12 protein-coding genes and 2 tRNA genes are annotated in these 14840 nt (G+C 31.2%); 12 read left to right on the top strand and 2 right to left on the bottom strand.

Going from position 1 to position 14840, the window contains the following annotated elements:
• Positions 1–49: 49 nt before the first annotated feature.
• Positions 50–526 (bottom strand): DUF4883 family protein, encoded by a 477-nt coding sequence (locus tag BUA82_RS16970; protein ID WP_073011122.1) that lies wholly within the window; start codon positions 524–526, stop codon positions 50–52.
• Positions 527–666: 140 nt separating this feature from the next.
• On the opposite strand from BUA82_RS16970, the gene BUA82_RS16965 reads away from it, so the two are divergent.
• Together BUA82_RS16965 and BUA82_RS16960 are read left to right on the top strand one after the other, a co-directional pair.
• Positions 667–1113, top strand: a complete 447-nt coding sequence (locus BUA82_RS16965) for an N-acetylmuramoyl-L-alanine amidase CwlD (RefSeq protein ID WP_073011119.1) — start codon at positions 667–669, stop codon at positions 1111–1113.
• A gap of 194 nt (positions 1114–1307) precedes the next feature.
• A complete protein-coding gene (locus BUA82_RS16960) occupies positions 1308–1721 on the top strand; it encodes a hypothetical protein (protein WP_073011117.1) in 414 nt (137 codons plus the stop codon).
• Between the two features lie 98 nt (positions 1722–1819).
• On the opposite strand, the gene BUA82_RS16955 is transcribed toward BUA82_RS16960, so the two are convergent.
• Positions 1820–1901, bottom strand: a tRNA-Leu gene (locus tag BUA82_RS16955).
• Positions 1902–2024: 123 nt separating this feature from the next.
• On the opposite strand from BUA82_RS16955, the gene glsA reads away from it, so the two are divergent.
• The 10 genes from glsA to BUA82_RS16905 all read left to right on the top strand — a co-directional run bounded on the left by glsA (position 2025) and on the right by BUA82_RS16905 (position 14640).
• Positions 2025–2942, top strand: coding sequence for a glutaminase A (gene glsA / locus BUA82_RS16950; protein WP_073011404.1), 918 nt, complete (start codon positions 2025–2027; stop codon positions 2940–2942).
• Positions 2943–3103: 161 nt separating this feature from the next.
• Positions 3104–4258, top strand: coding sequence for a chorismate synthase (aroC, locus tag BUA82_RS16945; protein ID WP_073011114.1), 1155 nt, complete (start codon positions 3104–3106; stop codon positions 4256–4258).
• A gap of 2 nt (positions 4259–4260) precedes the next feature.
• Positions 4261–6888 carry a DNA polymerase I gene (polA, locus tag BUA82_RS16940; protein ID WP_073011111.1) on the top strand — a complete coding sequence of 876 codons (2628 nt, stop codon included), beginning with the start codon at positions 4261–4263 and terminating at the stop codon, positions 6886–6888.
• A 14-nt stretch (positions 6889–6902) separates the two neighbouring features.
• Positions 6903–7499 carry a dephospho-CoA kinase gene (gene coaE / locus BUA82_RS16935; RefSeq protein WP_073011108.1) on the top strand — a complete coding sequence of 199 codons (597 nt, stop codon included), beginning with the start codon at positions 6903–6905 and terminating at the stop codon, positions 7497–7499.
• Positions 7500–7516: 17 nt separating this feature from the next.
• On the top strand, positions 7517–8119 hold the full coding sequence (locus tag BUA82_RS16930) for a lytic transglycosylase domain-containing protein (RefSeq protein ID WP_073011105.1): 603 nt from the start codon (positions 7517–7519) through the stop codon (positions 8117–8119).
• Between the two features lie 85 nt (positions 8120–8204).
• A tRNA-Leu gene (locus tag BUA82_RS16925) sits at positions 8205–8286 on the top strand.
• Between the two features lie 315 nt (positions 8287–8601).
• Positions 8602–9099 carry a TspO/MBR family protein gene (locus BUA82_RS16920; RefSeq protein ID WP_073011102.1) on the top strand — a complete coding sequence of 166 codons (498 nt, stop codon included), beginning with the start codon at positions 8602–8604 and terminating at the stop codon, positions 9097–9099.
• Between the two features lie 374 nt (positions 9100–9473).
• Complete coding sequence (locus tag BUA82_RS16915) at positions 9474–11192, top strand: ABC transporter substrate-binding protein (RefSeq protein ID WP_073011098.1); 1719 nt, start codon at positions 9474–9476, stop codon at positions 11190–11192.
• Between the two features lie 90 nt (positions 11193–11282).
• Positions 11283–12437 (top strand): amidohydrolase, encoded by a 1155-nt coding sequence (locus tag BUA82_RS16910; RefSeq protein ID WP_073011096.1) that lies wholly within the window; start codon positions 11283–11285, stop codon positions 12435–12437.
• A gap of 19 nt (positions 12438–12456) precedes the next feature.
• The gene (locus tag BUA82_RS16905) at positions 12457–14640 is read left to right on the top strand and encodes a type IA DNA topoisomerase (RefSeq protein ID WP_073011093.1); all 2184 of its coding nucleotides are present in this window, start codon (positions 12457–12459) and stop codon (positions 14638–14640) included.
• Positions 14641–14840: the final 200 nt, after the last annotated feature.

Below are 14840 nucleotides of genomic sequence, written 5' to 3'. Positions count from 1 at the left end.
GAAAGAGAATAAATTATAAAATTAAACAAAAAAATCGCCAAAGCGATTTTTAATTTTTATTTAGTATATATTTGCAAAGACCATAAAGATTATAGGATTTTGGTATGTTATTCATAGATATAAAATCTTCACTGTATGTTCCATCCCAAGGGTGTATTGAAATTAAATTTTCATTATAAACATTTATTATATATTTTCTGGAATCAATTTTTATGAAAAATTTATATTCAGGAGTAGTTTTTATCTCTTCTTTTAATTTTATAAAATTATTAGCTTCTAAACTGCTTAAAAAATTAATTATGGTGTCCTTGGCATCCTTGTCTATAGTAACTTCTTTATAAAGGTTAGTTTCTAATAAAGATACATTATAATTATCATTATCGTTAAGTTCTGAGGCTAATAATAAAGTGTAATAGTTAATGTTTGGTTTTTCACTTATTTTAGGATATTCTGAATAATTTATTTTACATCCATTAAATAATAAGCAAATTAATAATATAAAGCATAATCTAAAAAACCTTCTCATGCATATCACCTCTTATTTTCTTATATTAGAATATTCCATATTTTATTAAATTATAACTTTTAATAGCATTATGAAGTTTTTAGAATAAAATATAATACGATAAAGGTTTCCTAGCGCAATAATATTTTAAGGGGTTTAAAATGAAAATAGGTTTTGATACCCATAACCCAGAGTTATTTACTATTATTTCTAACAAAATAAGACATTTAGGACATACTGTAATATACTGTACACCTCAAGGAATAAATAATTTAGGGGAAAGTATCTATAAAAGAGTTTTAATGGCAAATCACTCCAAGGTGGATATGTTTATATCTATAAACATAGAGAGTGGTGTGGAAAATTCAGTTTTGGTTTATAGTAAGCTCAATGAAAGCTTAGATTTTATTAATTCTATTTTAAGTGGATTTCAAAAAGAAGGTTTTGATAATAAAGGGATAAAGGATGGTGGAAAATACTATATTATAAAGAATGTTTTAACAAAAAGTTATATTATTAATATTACACTTTTTGATGAAGAAGATAAGTTTTATAATATGATTTCTGAGTTAATACTAAAAGCCTTGGAATTATATGGTATAAATTAAATTACTTCCTTAAACTTAAAGTTTATAAAATAAAAAGAGACTCAAAATATTTGAGTCTCTTTTGGTGCCGATGACCAGACAAGGGAGCGTTCATATTGTTATTTTTTCCTCTTTAATTATTAATAATATATTACAATAGTATATTAACATATATGGGTATTAGTGTAATTGATAGAGAAAAGGAGAAAAATATAATGAAAAATAAATATGCTTTGATAACAATTATTTCTTTAATTATTATTGGTGTTATTATAAAAATTTTCAGCATGTCATTTTGGGGAGATGAGGGTGATTTCAGTAATACCAGAGTACCTCTAAGTTTTAATTATACTCTTATTAAATCTTCTTCCAAGGACTATAGTATAATAGACAAAAGTGGCATGATTATTATTAATAGTTTTATAAAGAAAGTAGGAATATCAAATAATTATATTTCTGCAGAGCAAAGAAATTCTCGTGAAAATTCTAAAATAGCAAATAAGTATTGGGTTATAGATTTAAGCAATGATAAGGTTATAGGTCCTTTGTCATTTGAAGAATATTCAAACGCTTATGAAATATATGATATTGAATTAAGGCCCGTAAAAGACTACTATAAAAATAAATAGTAAATTAAGTTTTTAATTAAATGTACTGCACACAAAACAAAATCCCATTAACCACAAAACTTAGTGTTTTCAATGGTTAATGGGATTAAAATTTCTTTTGGTGCCGATGATGGGACTTGAACCCATATGGTTTCCCGCACGATTTTGAGTCGTGTGCGTCTGCCGTTCCGCCACATCGGCAAGTACAAAAATAATATTAGCACAAAGTTTATAACAATGCAATAAAAAATTGTTTTATTTATATGGTTTTCAGTTTATTATTATAGTAAGGATGTATTAAATTTGATTTTGGATGGTGTAATTATGAGAGGATTGTTAGAAAGTGTAATAGAAAACAATATGCCCTATACTAAAGATGGAAAAGTAGCTTCCTACATACCGCTGCTTAGTAGTGCAAATCCAGATCATTTAGGTATATGTGTCACTACTTTAGAGGGCAAAGAGTATTCAGCTGGAGATTGTGAAGTTAAATTTACCATGCAAAGCATTTCTAAGGTGATAAGTTTAATGGTGGCTATGCTGGATAAAGGAACTAAGAATGTTTTTTCTAGAGTGGGTATGGAACCTACAGGGGACGGTTTTAATTCTATAGTTAACTTAGAAGTAAGAAATTATAATAAACCCTTTAACCCCATGATAAATGCTGGAGCCATAGTAACTTGCTCTTTAATTGAAGGGGAAAATGTAGAAGAAAAGTTTCAAAAGGTATTAAGTTTTACTAGAAAGATCACTGGAAATGATAGTATAGACATAAATCAAGGGGTATATTTATCAGAGAAAAATACAGGGGATAGAAATAGAGCTTTAGCTTACTTTATGAAGGGTAATGGAATATTACAAGGAAATGTAGATGATGTACTAGAGGTTTACTTTAAACAATGCTCTATGGAAGTTTGCTGCAGGGATATATCAAGAATAGCAGCTATGCTGGCTAATGATGGTGTTCTTCCTTGGTCAGGGGAAAGGGTAATATCTAGGGAAGTATCTAGGATTGTAAAGACTATTATGGTAACTTGCGGCATGTATGATGAATCTGGAGAGTTTGCTGTACATATTGGAATACCAGCTAAGAGCGGTGTGGGAGGAGGTATTATGGCCTCTGTACCAAAGAGAATGGGCATAGGGGTTTTTGGACCTTCCTTAGATGAAAAAGGTAATAGCATCGCAGGGATAAAAATGCTTCAGGAATTATCCAAAGAGCTAGATTTAAGTATATTCTAGATGCTTATTTAATATATTATTTAAAGATAAGGTGGAAGATTTCCACCTTTTTAAATGGTTTAAAAGTTTTTGTTAACATTATAAAAAAATTTTAGCTAATTTAATAAAAATAAGTTATATTTGATATGATATAGGTATGAAAGTGCAAAGGAGAGTAAACTATGCTTAGATTTCTTGATGGAGGAGAATCTCATGGAAAAGCTTTAACTGCCATAATAGATGGATTTCCTTCAAATTTTGACATTAATATTGAAGAAATAAATAATGAATTATATAGAAGGCAATTAGGCTATGGTCGTGGAAAGAGAATGAATATAGAGAAGGATAACATTAACATATGGTCAGGGGTAAGGGGAAACATCACCACTGGAAATCCTTTAACTTTTATAATTTATAATAAGGATTATGAAAATTGGAAAGAATTAATAAATAATAAACCTAAAGAAGAGGAAGCTATCTTTACTCCAAGGCCAGGACACGGCGACTTAGTGGGCTTTTTTAAATATAAAACTGGTGACATAAGGGATGTAATAGAAAGAACCTCTGCTAGAGAAACTGCTATAAGAACTGCAGTAGGAGCATTATGTAAGCAAATGCTTGCACAGCTTAATATTGAAATTAGAAGTCAGGTAATAGATATTGGTGGAATAAAGGACAGTAAACAAAATTTATTTCATGAAGAAACCTATAAAATCATAGAAAATAGTGAAGTTAGATGTTTTAGCAAGGATATGGAAGAGAAAATAAAGTATAATATAGATAAAGCCGCCAAAGAAGGAGAAACTTTAGGAGGAAGTATATATGTATCCATTGGAGGTATGTTTATTGGACTTGGCAGCTATACCCAATGGGATAAAAAGTTAGATAGCATATTGTGTGGTGCCGTTATGTCATTACAAGGTATTAAAGCAGTAGAAATAGGTGATGGTCTAAGCACAAGCCTTAAAGGTACCAACTTCAACGACGAAATATATTTAGATAAAGCCATGGTTAAGAGAAAAACCAATCACTGTGGAGGCATAGAAGCAGGAGTTAGCAATGGTGAAAATATTGAAATAACAGCCTATATGAAAGCTATACCTTCTGTTAAAAAGGGTATAAGCACCATAGACTTAAATAAAAAGATTAATGTTACCAGCCGATATGAAAGGTCTGATGTGTGTGCTGTAGTTCCTGCCTCCGTGGTGATAGAAAATATTTGTGCTTATGAAATTTTAAATGAAATACTTAAGGTGTTTCCATGTTGTGATTTTAATTCTTTAAAAGAAGCACTTAACAAACATAGAAATTACATTAAGAAATATATGGAGGAGTAGTAATGGAAAAATTATTATTGTTAGATAGTAACAGTTTACTAAATAGAGCTTTTTATGCTTTACCCCCTCTTACCAACAGTGAGGGATTACATACTAATGCAGTGTATGGATTTACTAATATGCTGCTAAAAATGTATGAAGAAATAAAACCTGATCATGTAGTGGCGGCTTTTGATAGAAAAGCACCAACCTTTAGGCACACTGAATATGCAGATTATAAAGCTGGCAGGAAAAAGATGCCTCCAGAGCTAGCGGAGCAATTTCCAGTGGTAAAGGAGCTTCTGGAACTTTTAGCAATAAATATATTTGAAATAGATGGCTTTGAAGCAGATGATATCATTGGAACCTTATCTACCTTTGCAGAAAAGGAAGGTATGGAAGTATATATCCTAACTGGAGATAAAGATGCCCTTCAGTTAGCCACTGATAATGTTAAGGTAATAATAACTAAAAAGGGTGTTTCAGAAAAAGAAATTTATGATAAAAATAGAATGATTTCAGATATGGGGGTCACTCCCGCTGAATTTATTGATGTTAAAGGACTTATGGGAGATGCTTCAGATAACATACCGGGAGTTCCAGGAATAGGTGAAAAGACGGCCTTTAAACTTATACAAAGTTATGGAAGTATAGAAAATTTATTAATGAATATTGATGAAGTCAGTGGAAAGAAAGTAAAAGAAAACTTGCAAAATTATAGTGAACAAGCAATATTTAGCAAAAAACTAGCAACAATTATGACAGAAGTACCTATTGAAATGGATTTAGAAGATATTAAATCTAAAGAAAAATTTGATATAGAAGGAATTAAAAAGTTATTTTTTAAACTTCAATTTAAGTCTTTAGTGGATAAAATACCACAACCAGCTATGGCAGAAACCAATACAGTTAGTATTAAGCCTAATAAAGAAATAGATATTACTAGAATAAATAATGGTAAAGATTTAGATGAATTTATAAAATCCTTAGAAGTTAATGAAATAAGCTATTTAAATTTTGATATTTCTAACAAAGAATTTTATACAAAGACAGCAATTCATGAAATATATGTAACCTATAAGGAAAAAGTATACGTATTAGAAATAGAAACTATTTTAAAAAGTAATGAAGCTATGAATTTATTAAAAAGCTACCTTGAAAATGATAACTACAAGAAGGTATGCTATGATGCGAAAAATGCTTTTACCGCTTTGCATAAAGCTGGAGTTAAGCTATCAGGGGTAATTTTTGATGTTATGGTAGCAGCTTATCTTGTAGATGCATCTAAAGGCCAATATCCTCTTATTACGCTTATCAATGAGTATTTAGGAGAAGACCCACAGGGAAATGAAAATGAAATTATGGCAGAAGAAAATTATTACTTACCAAAGCTATACCATATTTTAAGCAATAAAATTCATGAGGATGATATGAAAAAGCTATATTATGATGTAGAGCTTCCATTAACGGAAGTGCTGTCATCCATGGAAGTTTTAGGCTTTAAAGTAGATAGAAGCAAGTTGGAAGAATTAGGAGATAAGTTTAAATTAGAGATAGAAAGTACTCAAAAAGAAATATATTCTATGGCAGATGAAGAATTTAATATAAATTCACCTAAGCAATTGGGTAAAATACTCTTTGAAAAGCTGGATTTACCTGTTATAAAGAAAACAAAAACCGGTTATTCCACTAATGCTGAGGTTTTGGAACAACTTTCCCCAAAACATCCTATTATAGATAAAATAACTTATTATAGACAGCTTACTAAATTGAATTCTACCTATATAGAAGGCTTAAAAAATGTTATAGATGATGATGGGTGCATACATTCAAGCTTTAATCAAACAGTAACTTCTACAGGAAGGCTATCAAGTACAGAACCTAACCTTCAAAATATCCCTATTAAGTATGAAATGGGGAGAGAAATAAGAAAAGTATTTGTGCCTTTTCATGAAAATAATTTGATTTTATCAGCTGACTATTCTCAAATAGAATTAAGGGTACTAGCTCATATAGCCTCTGATGAAAACATGATTTCTGCTTTTAGAGATAAAATTGATATCCATACTAAAACCGCTTCAGAGGTTTTTAAAGTTCCTTTAGATGAGGTAACTAAATTAATGAGGGGAAGAGCTAAAGCAGTAAATTTTGGAATAGTTTACGGCATAGGTGACTTTAGTCTTTCAAAAGATATAAAAGTACCTAGAAAGGAAGCTAAAGAATATATAGATATTTATTTTCAAAGATATCCTGCTATAAAATCTTATCTTACCGATATAGTAGAAGAGGCTAAGAATAAAGGATACGTTAACACCATACTAAATAGAAGAAGATTCATTCCTGAGATAGGCTCTTCAAATAAAATAGTAAAATCATTAGGGGAAAGATTAGCCATGAATGCGCCAATACAAGGCAGCGCAGCAGATATTATTAAACTAGCCATGGTTAGAGTATATGAAGAACTTGAAAATAGGAAACTTAAGAGTAAACTTATACTACAGGTACATGACGAATTAATCTTAAATGTACATGAAGATGAGCTGGAAAAGGTAAAGTTCATAGTTAAAAAAGCCATGGAAGAGGTACTAGAGCTTAAAGTGCCATTGGAAATAGACATGAATATAGGCAAGGACTGGTACGAAGCTAAGTAAGGGGGATAATTAAAATGCTTAAAATAGGATTAACAGGAGGTATTGGTTCCGGTAAGAGTACTGTCTCCGCTATGTTCAAAGGAGCAGGATTTCCTATTATTGATGCAGACGTAATATCTAGAACGGTTTTAGATAAGTATCCTGAAATTCTTCAATGGATAAGAAAAGAGTTTGGGGATGGATTTTTTGATTGGCAGGGGAATTTTTTAAGAAGGCAGTTTGGAAACTATATATTTAAGTATCAAAAAGAAAGAATAAAATATGAAGAGAAGATAATGCCATATATAAAGCAGGACATATTTAATGAAATAAAAAAATATAATGATGCTAACACAGCTTTAGTCATCATTGATGCCCCTACTCTTATAGAAAATAATATACATGATGAAATGGATTATGTGATTTTAGTATGGGTAGATAAAAGTACTCAAATACAAAGGGTGAAAAATAGAGATAAATTAGTTCATAGTGAAATAATGAGTAGGATTAATTCTCAAATTTCCTTAGAAGAGAAAAAGCTTTATGCAGATTTTATCATCGATAATGGTGGTAATCTTGAAAGTACAAGGCAGCAAGTTAATGATATAGTTCAAATTTTAAATATGTATTAATAATTATGAGGATAAGGATGAAATTTAAAAAAGTTATGTTAAAAAAAATGATTGTAATATTTATTGTTGTAATATTTGCAGTATTAATAGTGCCTTACTTTGCTTATACAAAGATGTACCCTTATAAATATAAGGAATATGTTAATAAGTATAGTATGGAAAACAATTTAGATCCACTGTTAGTACTTGCTTTAATAAAAGCTGAAAGCAATTTTAAGGAAAAAGCTTTATCTCATAAAGATGCCTATGGTTTGATGCAAATAACAGAAAGTACAGGGAAATGGGCGTCTAGAGAGATGAAAATAGATGATTTTGAAGTTAATATGCTATATAATCCTGAATTTAATATAAGCATGGGTACCTGGTATTTAAATTTCTTAATAAAGGAGTTTAAAAATACAGAACTTGCATTAGCTTCCTACAATGGAGGCATGGGTAATGTGAAAAAGTGGCTTAACAATAAAGATTATTCAAAAGATGGGAAGACCCTTCACTACATACCTTTTCCTGAAACTGATAAGTATGTAAAGAGAATAAGGGTAAATTATAACGTATATGTATTTTTATATAGGAAGCTTCCCTCTTTAATTCCAATAAGATATGTAACCAGAGAAAAATAGCTATAAACTCTATAGCTATTTTCCTCTTTACAAATATAAATGTTCAGTGATATAATATCACATGTAACATTTAGCTTGCCCATATGCGAGAGTGGCGGAATGGCAGACGCGCACGTTTGAGGGGCGTGTGGGAGACCGTACGGGTTCAAGTCCCGTCTTTCGCACCAGAAAAAACCACGGAGTAATCCGTGGTTTTTAATTTAGAATTTAGAATTTAAAATGAAGGTCAGTTTTTCTGAAAAAGCATCAGAAAAACTTTAGAATGTAGTTAAAAAAGAAATTCATAAAGGCAATTCTTTTTTTCTTTATCCTGATAATAAAATTCCTAAAGGAATTTTATTATCAGCTTTTTTTATATATTGAGGTTTTTTCTGGTGGGTTTTCAGAAAAAAGTTCCTTCATTCTACATTCTAAATTCTAAATTATTATAATATATTTTATTAAGTAAATTATAGAATTATTGAATAATAGAGGGTGAGAGTATGAATGTTTTTAAAGTAAGGGGTAAATTTAATTGGGGGGATTTAATTATTGCTATAATGATTCCCATTACCTTGGGATTTGTTTCTACTAAACTTAATTTTAAAATGGTGGAAATGTATAATGAATTTGAGAAACCGTTTTTTTTTCCTCCTGCAGCTTTATTTCCTGTGATGTGGGTGGTATTATATGTATTAATAGGAATTGCATCTTATAGGATATGGATGCTTAGGAGCGAAGGGGGTAATGCTGTTAAGGCTTTAACCTTTTATAGTGTACAGCTTATAATAAATTTTGCCTGGCCATTTGTATTCTTTCATTTTCAATTATATGGACTAGCTTTTTTCCTACTTTTGATACTATTAGTATTTTTAATATACACTGCGATAATTTTTATCAAATTAGATAAATTTTCTGGAATATTAATGATACCCTATATTTTATGGTTAATTTATGCCGGAGTATTAAATTTTTTTATTTGGTTTATTTATGAAATGTAGTTAAATGAAATAAAGCAAATTTGAAAGTTGCAAAATATGCATTGTATAATTATGGCAAATGCTAAAAGTGAAAGAAAAGATAATTTAACATTCAAAAAAAATATCGGATTGTAAAAAAAAATATTAGTTTTAAAAAAAATAGTTGTATTAGTATGGAATTTATGATATATAATATATATACATTAAAAATTTGTTAATATTCATATATGAAATATTGCAATTATTAATAGAACGGTTATGAAAACTGTCTTATTATTTACGGAGTAGAAAACCTGGAGAATTTCTTCAGGTTCTATATAAATAAAAATATATATAAATAAAGGGGGGTGAATCTACTCGAGGTTAAGTTTTATTTAGCTTTAGAGTAGAAAAACATGAAGAGAAAGTCAATTGCTTTATTAAGTTCTTTATTGGCTGGTTCTATGGTTCTTAGTGCTTGCTCAAAGCCTCAAGGCGATAGTAAAAAACCAGGACAACCAGATAAAGACAAGAAGGTAAATGAAATTATTAAGGCTGAGGATCCTTCCAAACTTCCAGCTACTGCTAAGGAAAGAAAGGATACCTTAATAGTTGGTATTACTGCACCTTCAGGAAAGTTCAATCCAATATATAGTGATTCTGTATATGATTCATATGTTACATCACTTATTTTTGATGGATTAGTGACTAACGATAAAGAAGGTAAGCCAATTGCCAATGTTGCTAAAGAGTGGAAGGTTTCAGAGGATAACAAAACTTACACCTTTACATTAAATCAAGGCATAAAGTTTACAAATGGGGAAGAACTAACAGCTGATGACGTAGCCTTTACTTATACTGCGCTTTGCGATCCTAAATATGATGGACCAAGAATGGATGCTGTTGAAAAGTTAGTTGGATACAAAGAGTACAAAGAAGGTAGTGCCACTACAGTTTCAGGTATAAAAGTTATCGATAAATATAACATTAGCTTTACTTTAACAGATGTTAAAGCACCTGCTATATTAGGTGATTTTATTTATGGTATAATGAGCAAAAAGTATTATGGCTTTGAAAAAGGCGGAATACAAAAACTTAAGGATAACTTCTTAAAACCTATGGGTTCTGGAGCTTATAAGCTTACTGATTATAAACCAGGTTCCACCGTTTCCTTTGCTAAAAATGATGGTTTCTGGAAGGGTGCTCCAAAGATACCTAACATAATAATGAAGGTTACTAACGCTCAAACTAATATTCAAGAATTACAAGCAGGAACTGTTGATATGGACAGAATTCCTCCAAATAACAAGAATATAACTATGCTTAAACAATCAGGTTTCTTAGATTTGCAATTATTCCCAGATAATGGATATGGATATATTGGATTAAATACAAGATTACCTATGTTCTCAGATAAGAAAGTTCGTCAAGCTCTTATGTATGGTCTTGACAGAAAATCCTTCTTAGATTCATACTACAACGGTTATGCTGAGCCATGTAACGTTCCAATTTCTATTGTTTCATGGGCATATAATGACCAAGTTAATAAGTATGAATATGACATGGAAAAAGCTAAAAAATTACTTGATGAAGCTGGTTGGAAGGTTGGAGCAGATGGAAAGACCAGAGAAAAAGATGGTAAGAAATTTGTAATCCACTGGAAAACTTATACTGGGTCAAAATATGTTGACAACTTGATTCCTATAGTTAAAGATAACTGGGGTAAATTAGGCATAGAAGTAGTGCCAGAATTAGTAGAATTTGCTACATTGTCTGAAAAAGTTTATGACAAACAAGACTTTGAAATGTACAACATGGCATGGACCTTATCTATAGATCCAGACCCATCAGGAATATTTGGTGCTTCACAAGACGTTATGGGTGGATTCAACTCAGTTGGTTGGCATCCAGATAAGAGTGAAGAGCTTATGAAAAAAGGCCTAGTAGAAACAGATCTTAAAAAGAGAGCTGAAATATACAAAGAGTGGGGCGCTTTAATAAATGAAGAGCTACCATACCTATTCTTAAACAACAACAAGAATATGTGGGCAGTAAGTTCAAGGGTTAAGAACATGAACCTTGCATCTTATATAGATTGGACAGTAGATATTCATAAAGTTGAATTAGCACAATAGTATTAAAATAATAAAAAAGGCTTCATTCTCAAGAATGAAGTCTTTTTTAACGACTATTAATTTATCCGAATAAAAATTGGGGGGATTATTATGATATTAGTTAACTGTAAGATTTATACCATGGAAGGAAAAGTTATTGAAAAGGGTAGTATACATATAAAAGATAAGAAAATTGACAAGATTACAGAATACAATTATTGTTTAGAGGGAGAAGACATCATAGACTTAAAAGGAGCCTCAGTTTATCCAGGGTTTATAGATGCTCACACTCATTTAGGCATACTGGAAGAAAATATGGGTTTTGAAGGTAATGATCTTAATGAAACCTCTGATCCTATTACCCCTCATCTTAGAGGAATAGATGGTATAAATCCTATGGATGGATGTTTTAAAAGAGCTGTAAAAGCTGGAGTAACCTCAGTGTTAACAGGACCTGGCAGCGCCAATGTTATGGGAGGAGAGTTCGCAGCCATAAAAACCTACGGTATATCTGTAGACGAAATGATCATTAAAGCTCCTGTAGCGCTAAAGGTGGCTTTTGGTGAGAATCCTAAGAGATTTTATAATGCAAAAGGAAAGATGCCCATTACTAGGATGGGAACAGCAGCACTACTACGAGAAACTTTAACCAAAGCCATAAACTATAAGAATAAAAAGCAAAAAGCCAGAGAAAATAATGAGTTTTTTGAAAAAGATTTAAAAATGGAGGCCATTCTTCCAGTATTAGATAAAAGCATCCCTCTTAAGGCGCATGCCCACAGAGCAGATGATATACTAACTGCTTTAAGAATAGCTAAAGAATTTGATTTGGACATTACCTTAGATCACTGTACCGAAGGACATTTAGTGAAGGAGCAAATAAAGGCCTCTGGTAAACCCGTACTTTTGGGGCCAGGAATGCATTATAACGCTAAGGTAGAACTAAGCAATAGAAGCTTTGAAGCTGCAGCTATATTAACTAAAATGGGAGTGAAGGTGGCCATTATCACTGACCACCCAGTGGTAGAAATTCAGTATTTACCATTATCCGCTGCCCTTTGTGTAAAGGCGGGGATGTCTGAAGAAGAGGCATTAAAGGCTATTACCATAAATGCTGCTGAGATTGCGGGTATAGATCACAGAGTAGGTAGCATTAAAGAGGGCAAAGATGCTGATTTGGTTATATTTAATGGAAATCCTTTAGACAATTTCACTGAAACATTATATACTATTGTAGATGGAGAAATTGTATATAAAAACCTTTAAGAGTTGGTGAATATTATTTATGAGTAAAAGTCTAATAATTGCAGAAAAACCTTCCGTAGCAAGAAACATAGCAGAAGCTTTAAATATAAAATCCAGAAAAGATGGTTTTATTGAAGGCAATGAATATATCGTTACTTGGGCCTTTGGACATCTCCTTCAGCTTTACGATGCTAAGGATTATGATAAAAGCATGTCCTCTTGGAGAATGGAGAGATTTCCTTTTATACCAGAGAAGTTTAGGTATAAAATCAAAGGGGATGGTCATAATAGAGCTGCTATAGATAAAGGTGCAGAAAAACAAATAAACATAATAAAAAGTTTAATACATAGAGAAGATGTACACAAAATAATATCTGCCACAGACTTCGATAGAGAAGGTCAGGTTATTTCTGATGAATTGTTTATTCATTTAAATGTAAATAAACCTATATATAGACTTTTACTTAATGAGTGGACTGAAGACGAAGTAAAAAAAGGAATGGAAAACTTAAAGTTAAACTCGGAAATGCAACCATTACAAGATGCTGGCATAGGACGACAATTAGCAGATTGGGTTATAGGAATAAATTTAACCTCCGTAGCAACTTTAAGGTATGGCGGCACAGGTAAAGAAAGAAAAACATTAAATATAGGCAGGGTATTACTGCCTACCCTTAAGATAATTTATGATAGAGACAAAGAAATAGAAAATTTTGAAGCTACCTCCTACTATAAATTAACTGCTAACTTCAAGTCAAAAGATAATTCTGAATTTGAAAGCCTTTATTATGAAAATAACAGTGAAAAGTTTGATGAGAAAGAATATTTAGACAAGATAAGTACGGCTCTAGTTGATAAGAATGGATTGGTAATAGATAAAGAAATTGAAAAGAGAAAAGAATATCCTCAGCCCTTATTTAATCTATCAAACTTACAAGGATATATAACTAGCAAATATAAGGGATGGACTTCGGATAAAGTATTAAAGGTGGCACAAAACCTTTACGAGAAGAAATACATTACTTATCCAAGAACAGCTAGTGTGGTATTAGAAGAAAGCCTAATGGGCAGGGCTGAGAAGGTGCTATATAATTTAAAAAAAGGTTTGCCTTATGAAGATGATATCAAATTTCTTAAAAGTAAGAGGGTTTTTGATAATTCAAAGGTAGAAAGTCATAGTGCCATAACTCCTACTTATGTAATTCCTAAGGGATTAAGCTCTGAGGAGGAAAATGTTTATACTGCTATAAAGAATAGATTTATAATGCAATTTATGCCAGTGGCAGAATTTGAAGAAACAAAGATCACCATAAAGGTAAATGATGAAAATATCCCAGGTGAATTTATTTCAAAGGGAAAAGTTGAAATAATTAAAGGTTGGAGAATCGTAGAGAAGATTGAAACAAAGGATACTATTTTACCTTTAGTGGAAAAAGGGGAAACATTACAAGTTACTCATAGTAAGGTAAATAAGGTTACTAAAAAACCTCCCAAGTATCACACAGAAAAAACACTTTTAAGGGTGATGGAAACCTGTGGAAAAGAGTTTAAAGAAGAAAGAGAAGATGATGAAAGCAATTCAGAAGAAATGATGAATAGCATTTTAAGCGGATTTAGTATTGGAACTCCTGCCACTAGGGCTGAAACTATAAAGAAGCTAAAGGATATAGGCTACATAACTGCAAAAGGTAAAAGCTTAACCACTACAGACCTTGGTAGAACTATAGTTGAGATATTTCCAGCCAAAGAACTTTTGGACTTGGAGTATACCGGTAGATTAGAAAAAACTCTTTCAGACATAGAAAGAGGAAAGTTTAAAAAGGTAGACTTTCTAGATTTAATTTTTGATTTTACAAAACAATCCGTAGAAAAAATAAAGAATGATAATTCTATGCTTCATAAATTCAATGTGGAAATACCCGAAGGGGCCGAAGAGATAGGGAAATGTCCTATATGCGGCAATGCGGTTATTGAAGGTAGAAAAGGTTTTGGTTGTAATAATTGGAAAAATGGATGTAAATTTACCATATGGAAAGATGATAAATATATAACTTCCTTTGGCAAGACAGTATCCAAAGATATGGTTAAGCTATTGCTTAAAAACGGTAAGGTAGGCTTTAGAAATCTTAAAAGCAAAAAAGGCAACACCTTCAGTGCTTATTTTAAATATGAAAGAGACGAAGAAACAGGATATTTTAACTGGAAGATAGAATTTATTGATTAACTTTATCTATTAAAAAAGAAGCTTCATCGAAGCTTCTTTTTTACTTTGTTTTTATGCTTATTTGTAAGCTTTTCTGATTCTTTTTCAGAAAAACTATCCTTCATTCTCGGATGGACCCCTTCAAATGGGACTTTATATTCGAATTACTAACTTACTCTTAAAATTGCTATCTTTTAGATTATAGAACCCATAAGGAGTTC

This window comes from Clostridium amylolyticum, from assembly GCF_900142075.1.
Lineage (GTDB): Bacteria > Bacillota > Clostridia > Clostridiales > Clostridiaceae > Clostridium_AA > Clostridium_AA amylolyticum.
This window is presented reverse-complemented; position numbering and strand designations above follow the sequence as displayed.

Coding starts and splice junctions, on each gene's coding strand:
- BUA82_RS16970 (WP_073011122.1), bottom strand. CDS start 526: ATGAGAAGGTTTTTTAGATTATGCTTTATATTATTAATTTGCTTATTA.
- BUA82_RS16965 (WP_073011119.1), top strand. CDS start 667: ATGAAAATAGGTTTTGATACCCATAACCCAGAGTTATTTACTATTATT.
- BUA82_RS16960 (WP_073011117.1), top strand. CDS start 1,308: ATGAAAAATAAATATGCTTTGATAACAATTATTTCTTTAATTATTATT.
- glsA (WP_073011404.1), top strand. CDS start 2,025: ATGAGAGGATTGTTAGAAAGTGTAATAGAAAACAATATGCCCTATACT.
- aroC (WP_073011114.1), top strand. CDS start 3,104: ATGCTTAGATTTCTTGATGGAGGAGAATCTCATGGAAAAGCTTTAACT.
- polA (WP_073011111.1), top strand. CDS start 4,261: ATGGAAAAATTATTATTGTTAGATAGTAACAGTTTACTAAATAGAGCT.
- coaE (WP_073011108.1), top strand. CDS start 6,903: ATGCTTAAAATAGGATTAACAGGAGGTATTGGTTCCGGTAAGAGTACT.
- BUA82_RS16930 (WP_073011105.1), top strand. CDS start 7,517: ATGAAATTTAAAAAAGTTATGTTAAAAAAAATGATTGTAATATTTATT.
- BUA82_RS16920 (WP_073011102.1), top strand. CDS start 8,602: ATGAATGTTTTTAAAGTAAGGGGTAAATTTAATTGGGGGGATTTAATT.
- BUA82_RS16915 (WP_073011098.1), top strand. CDS start 9,474: ATGAAGAGAAAGTCAATTGCTTTATTAAGTTCTTTATTGGCTGGTTCT.
- BUA82_RS16910 (WP_073011096.1), top strand. CDS start 11,283: ATGATATTAGTTAACTGTAAGATTTATACCATGGAAGGAAAAGTTATT.
- BUA82_RS16905 (WP_073011093.1), top strand. CDS start 12,457: ATGAGTAAAAGTCTAATAATTGCAGAAAAACCTTCCGTAGCAAGAAAC.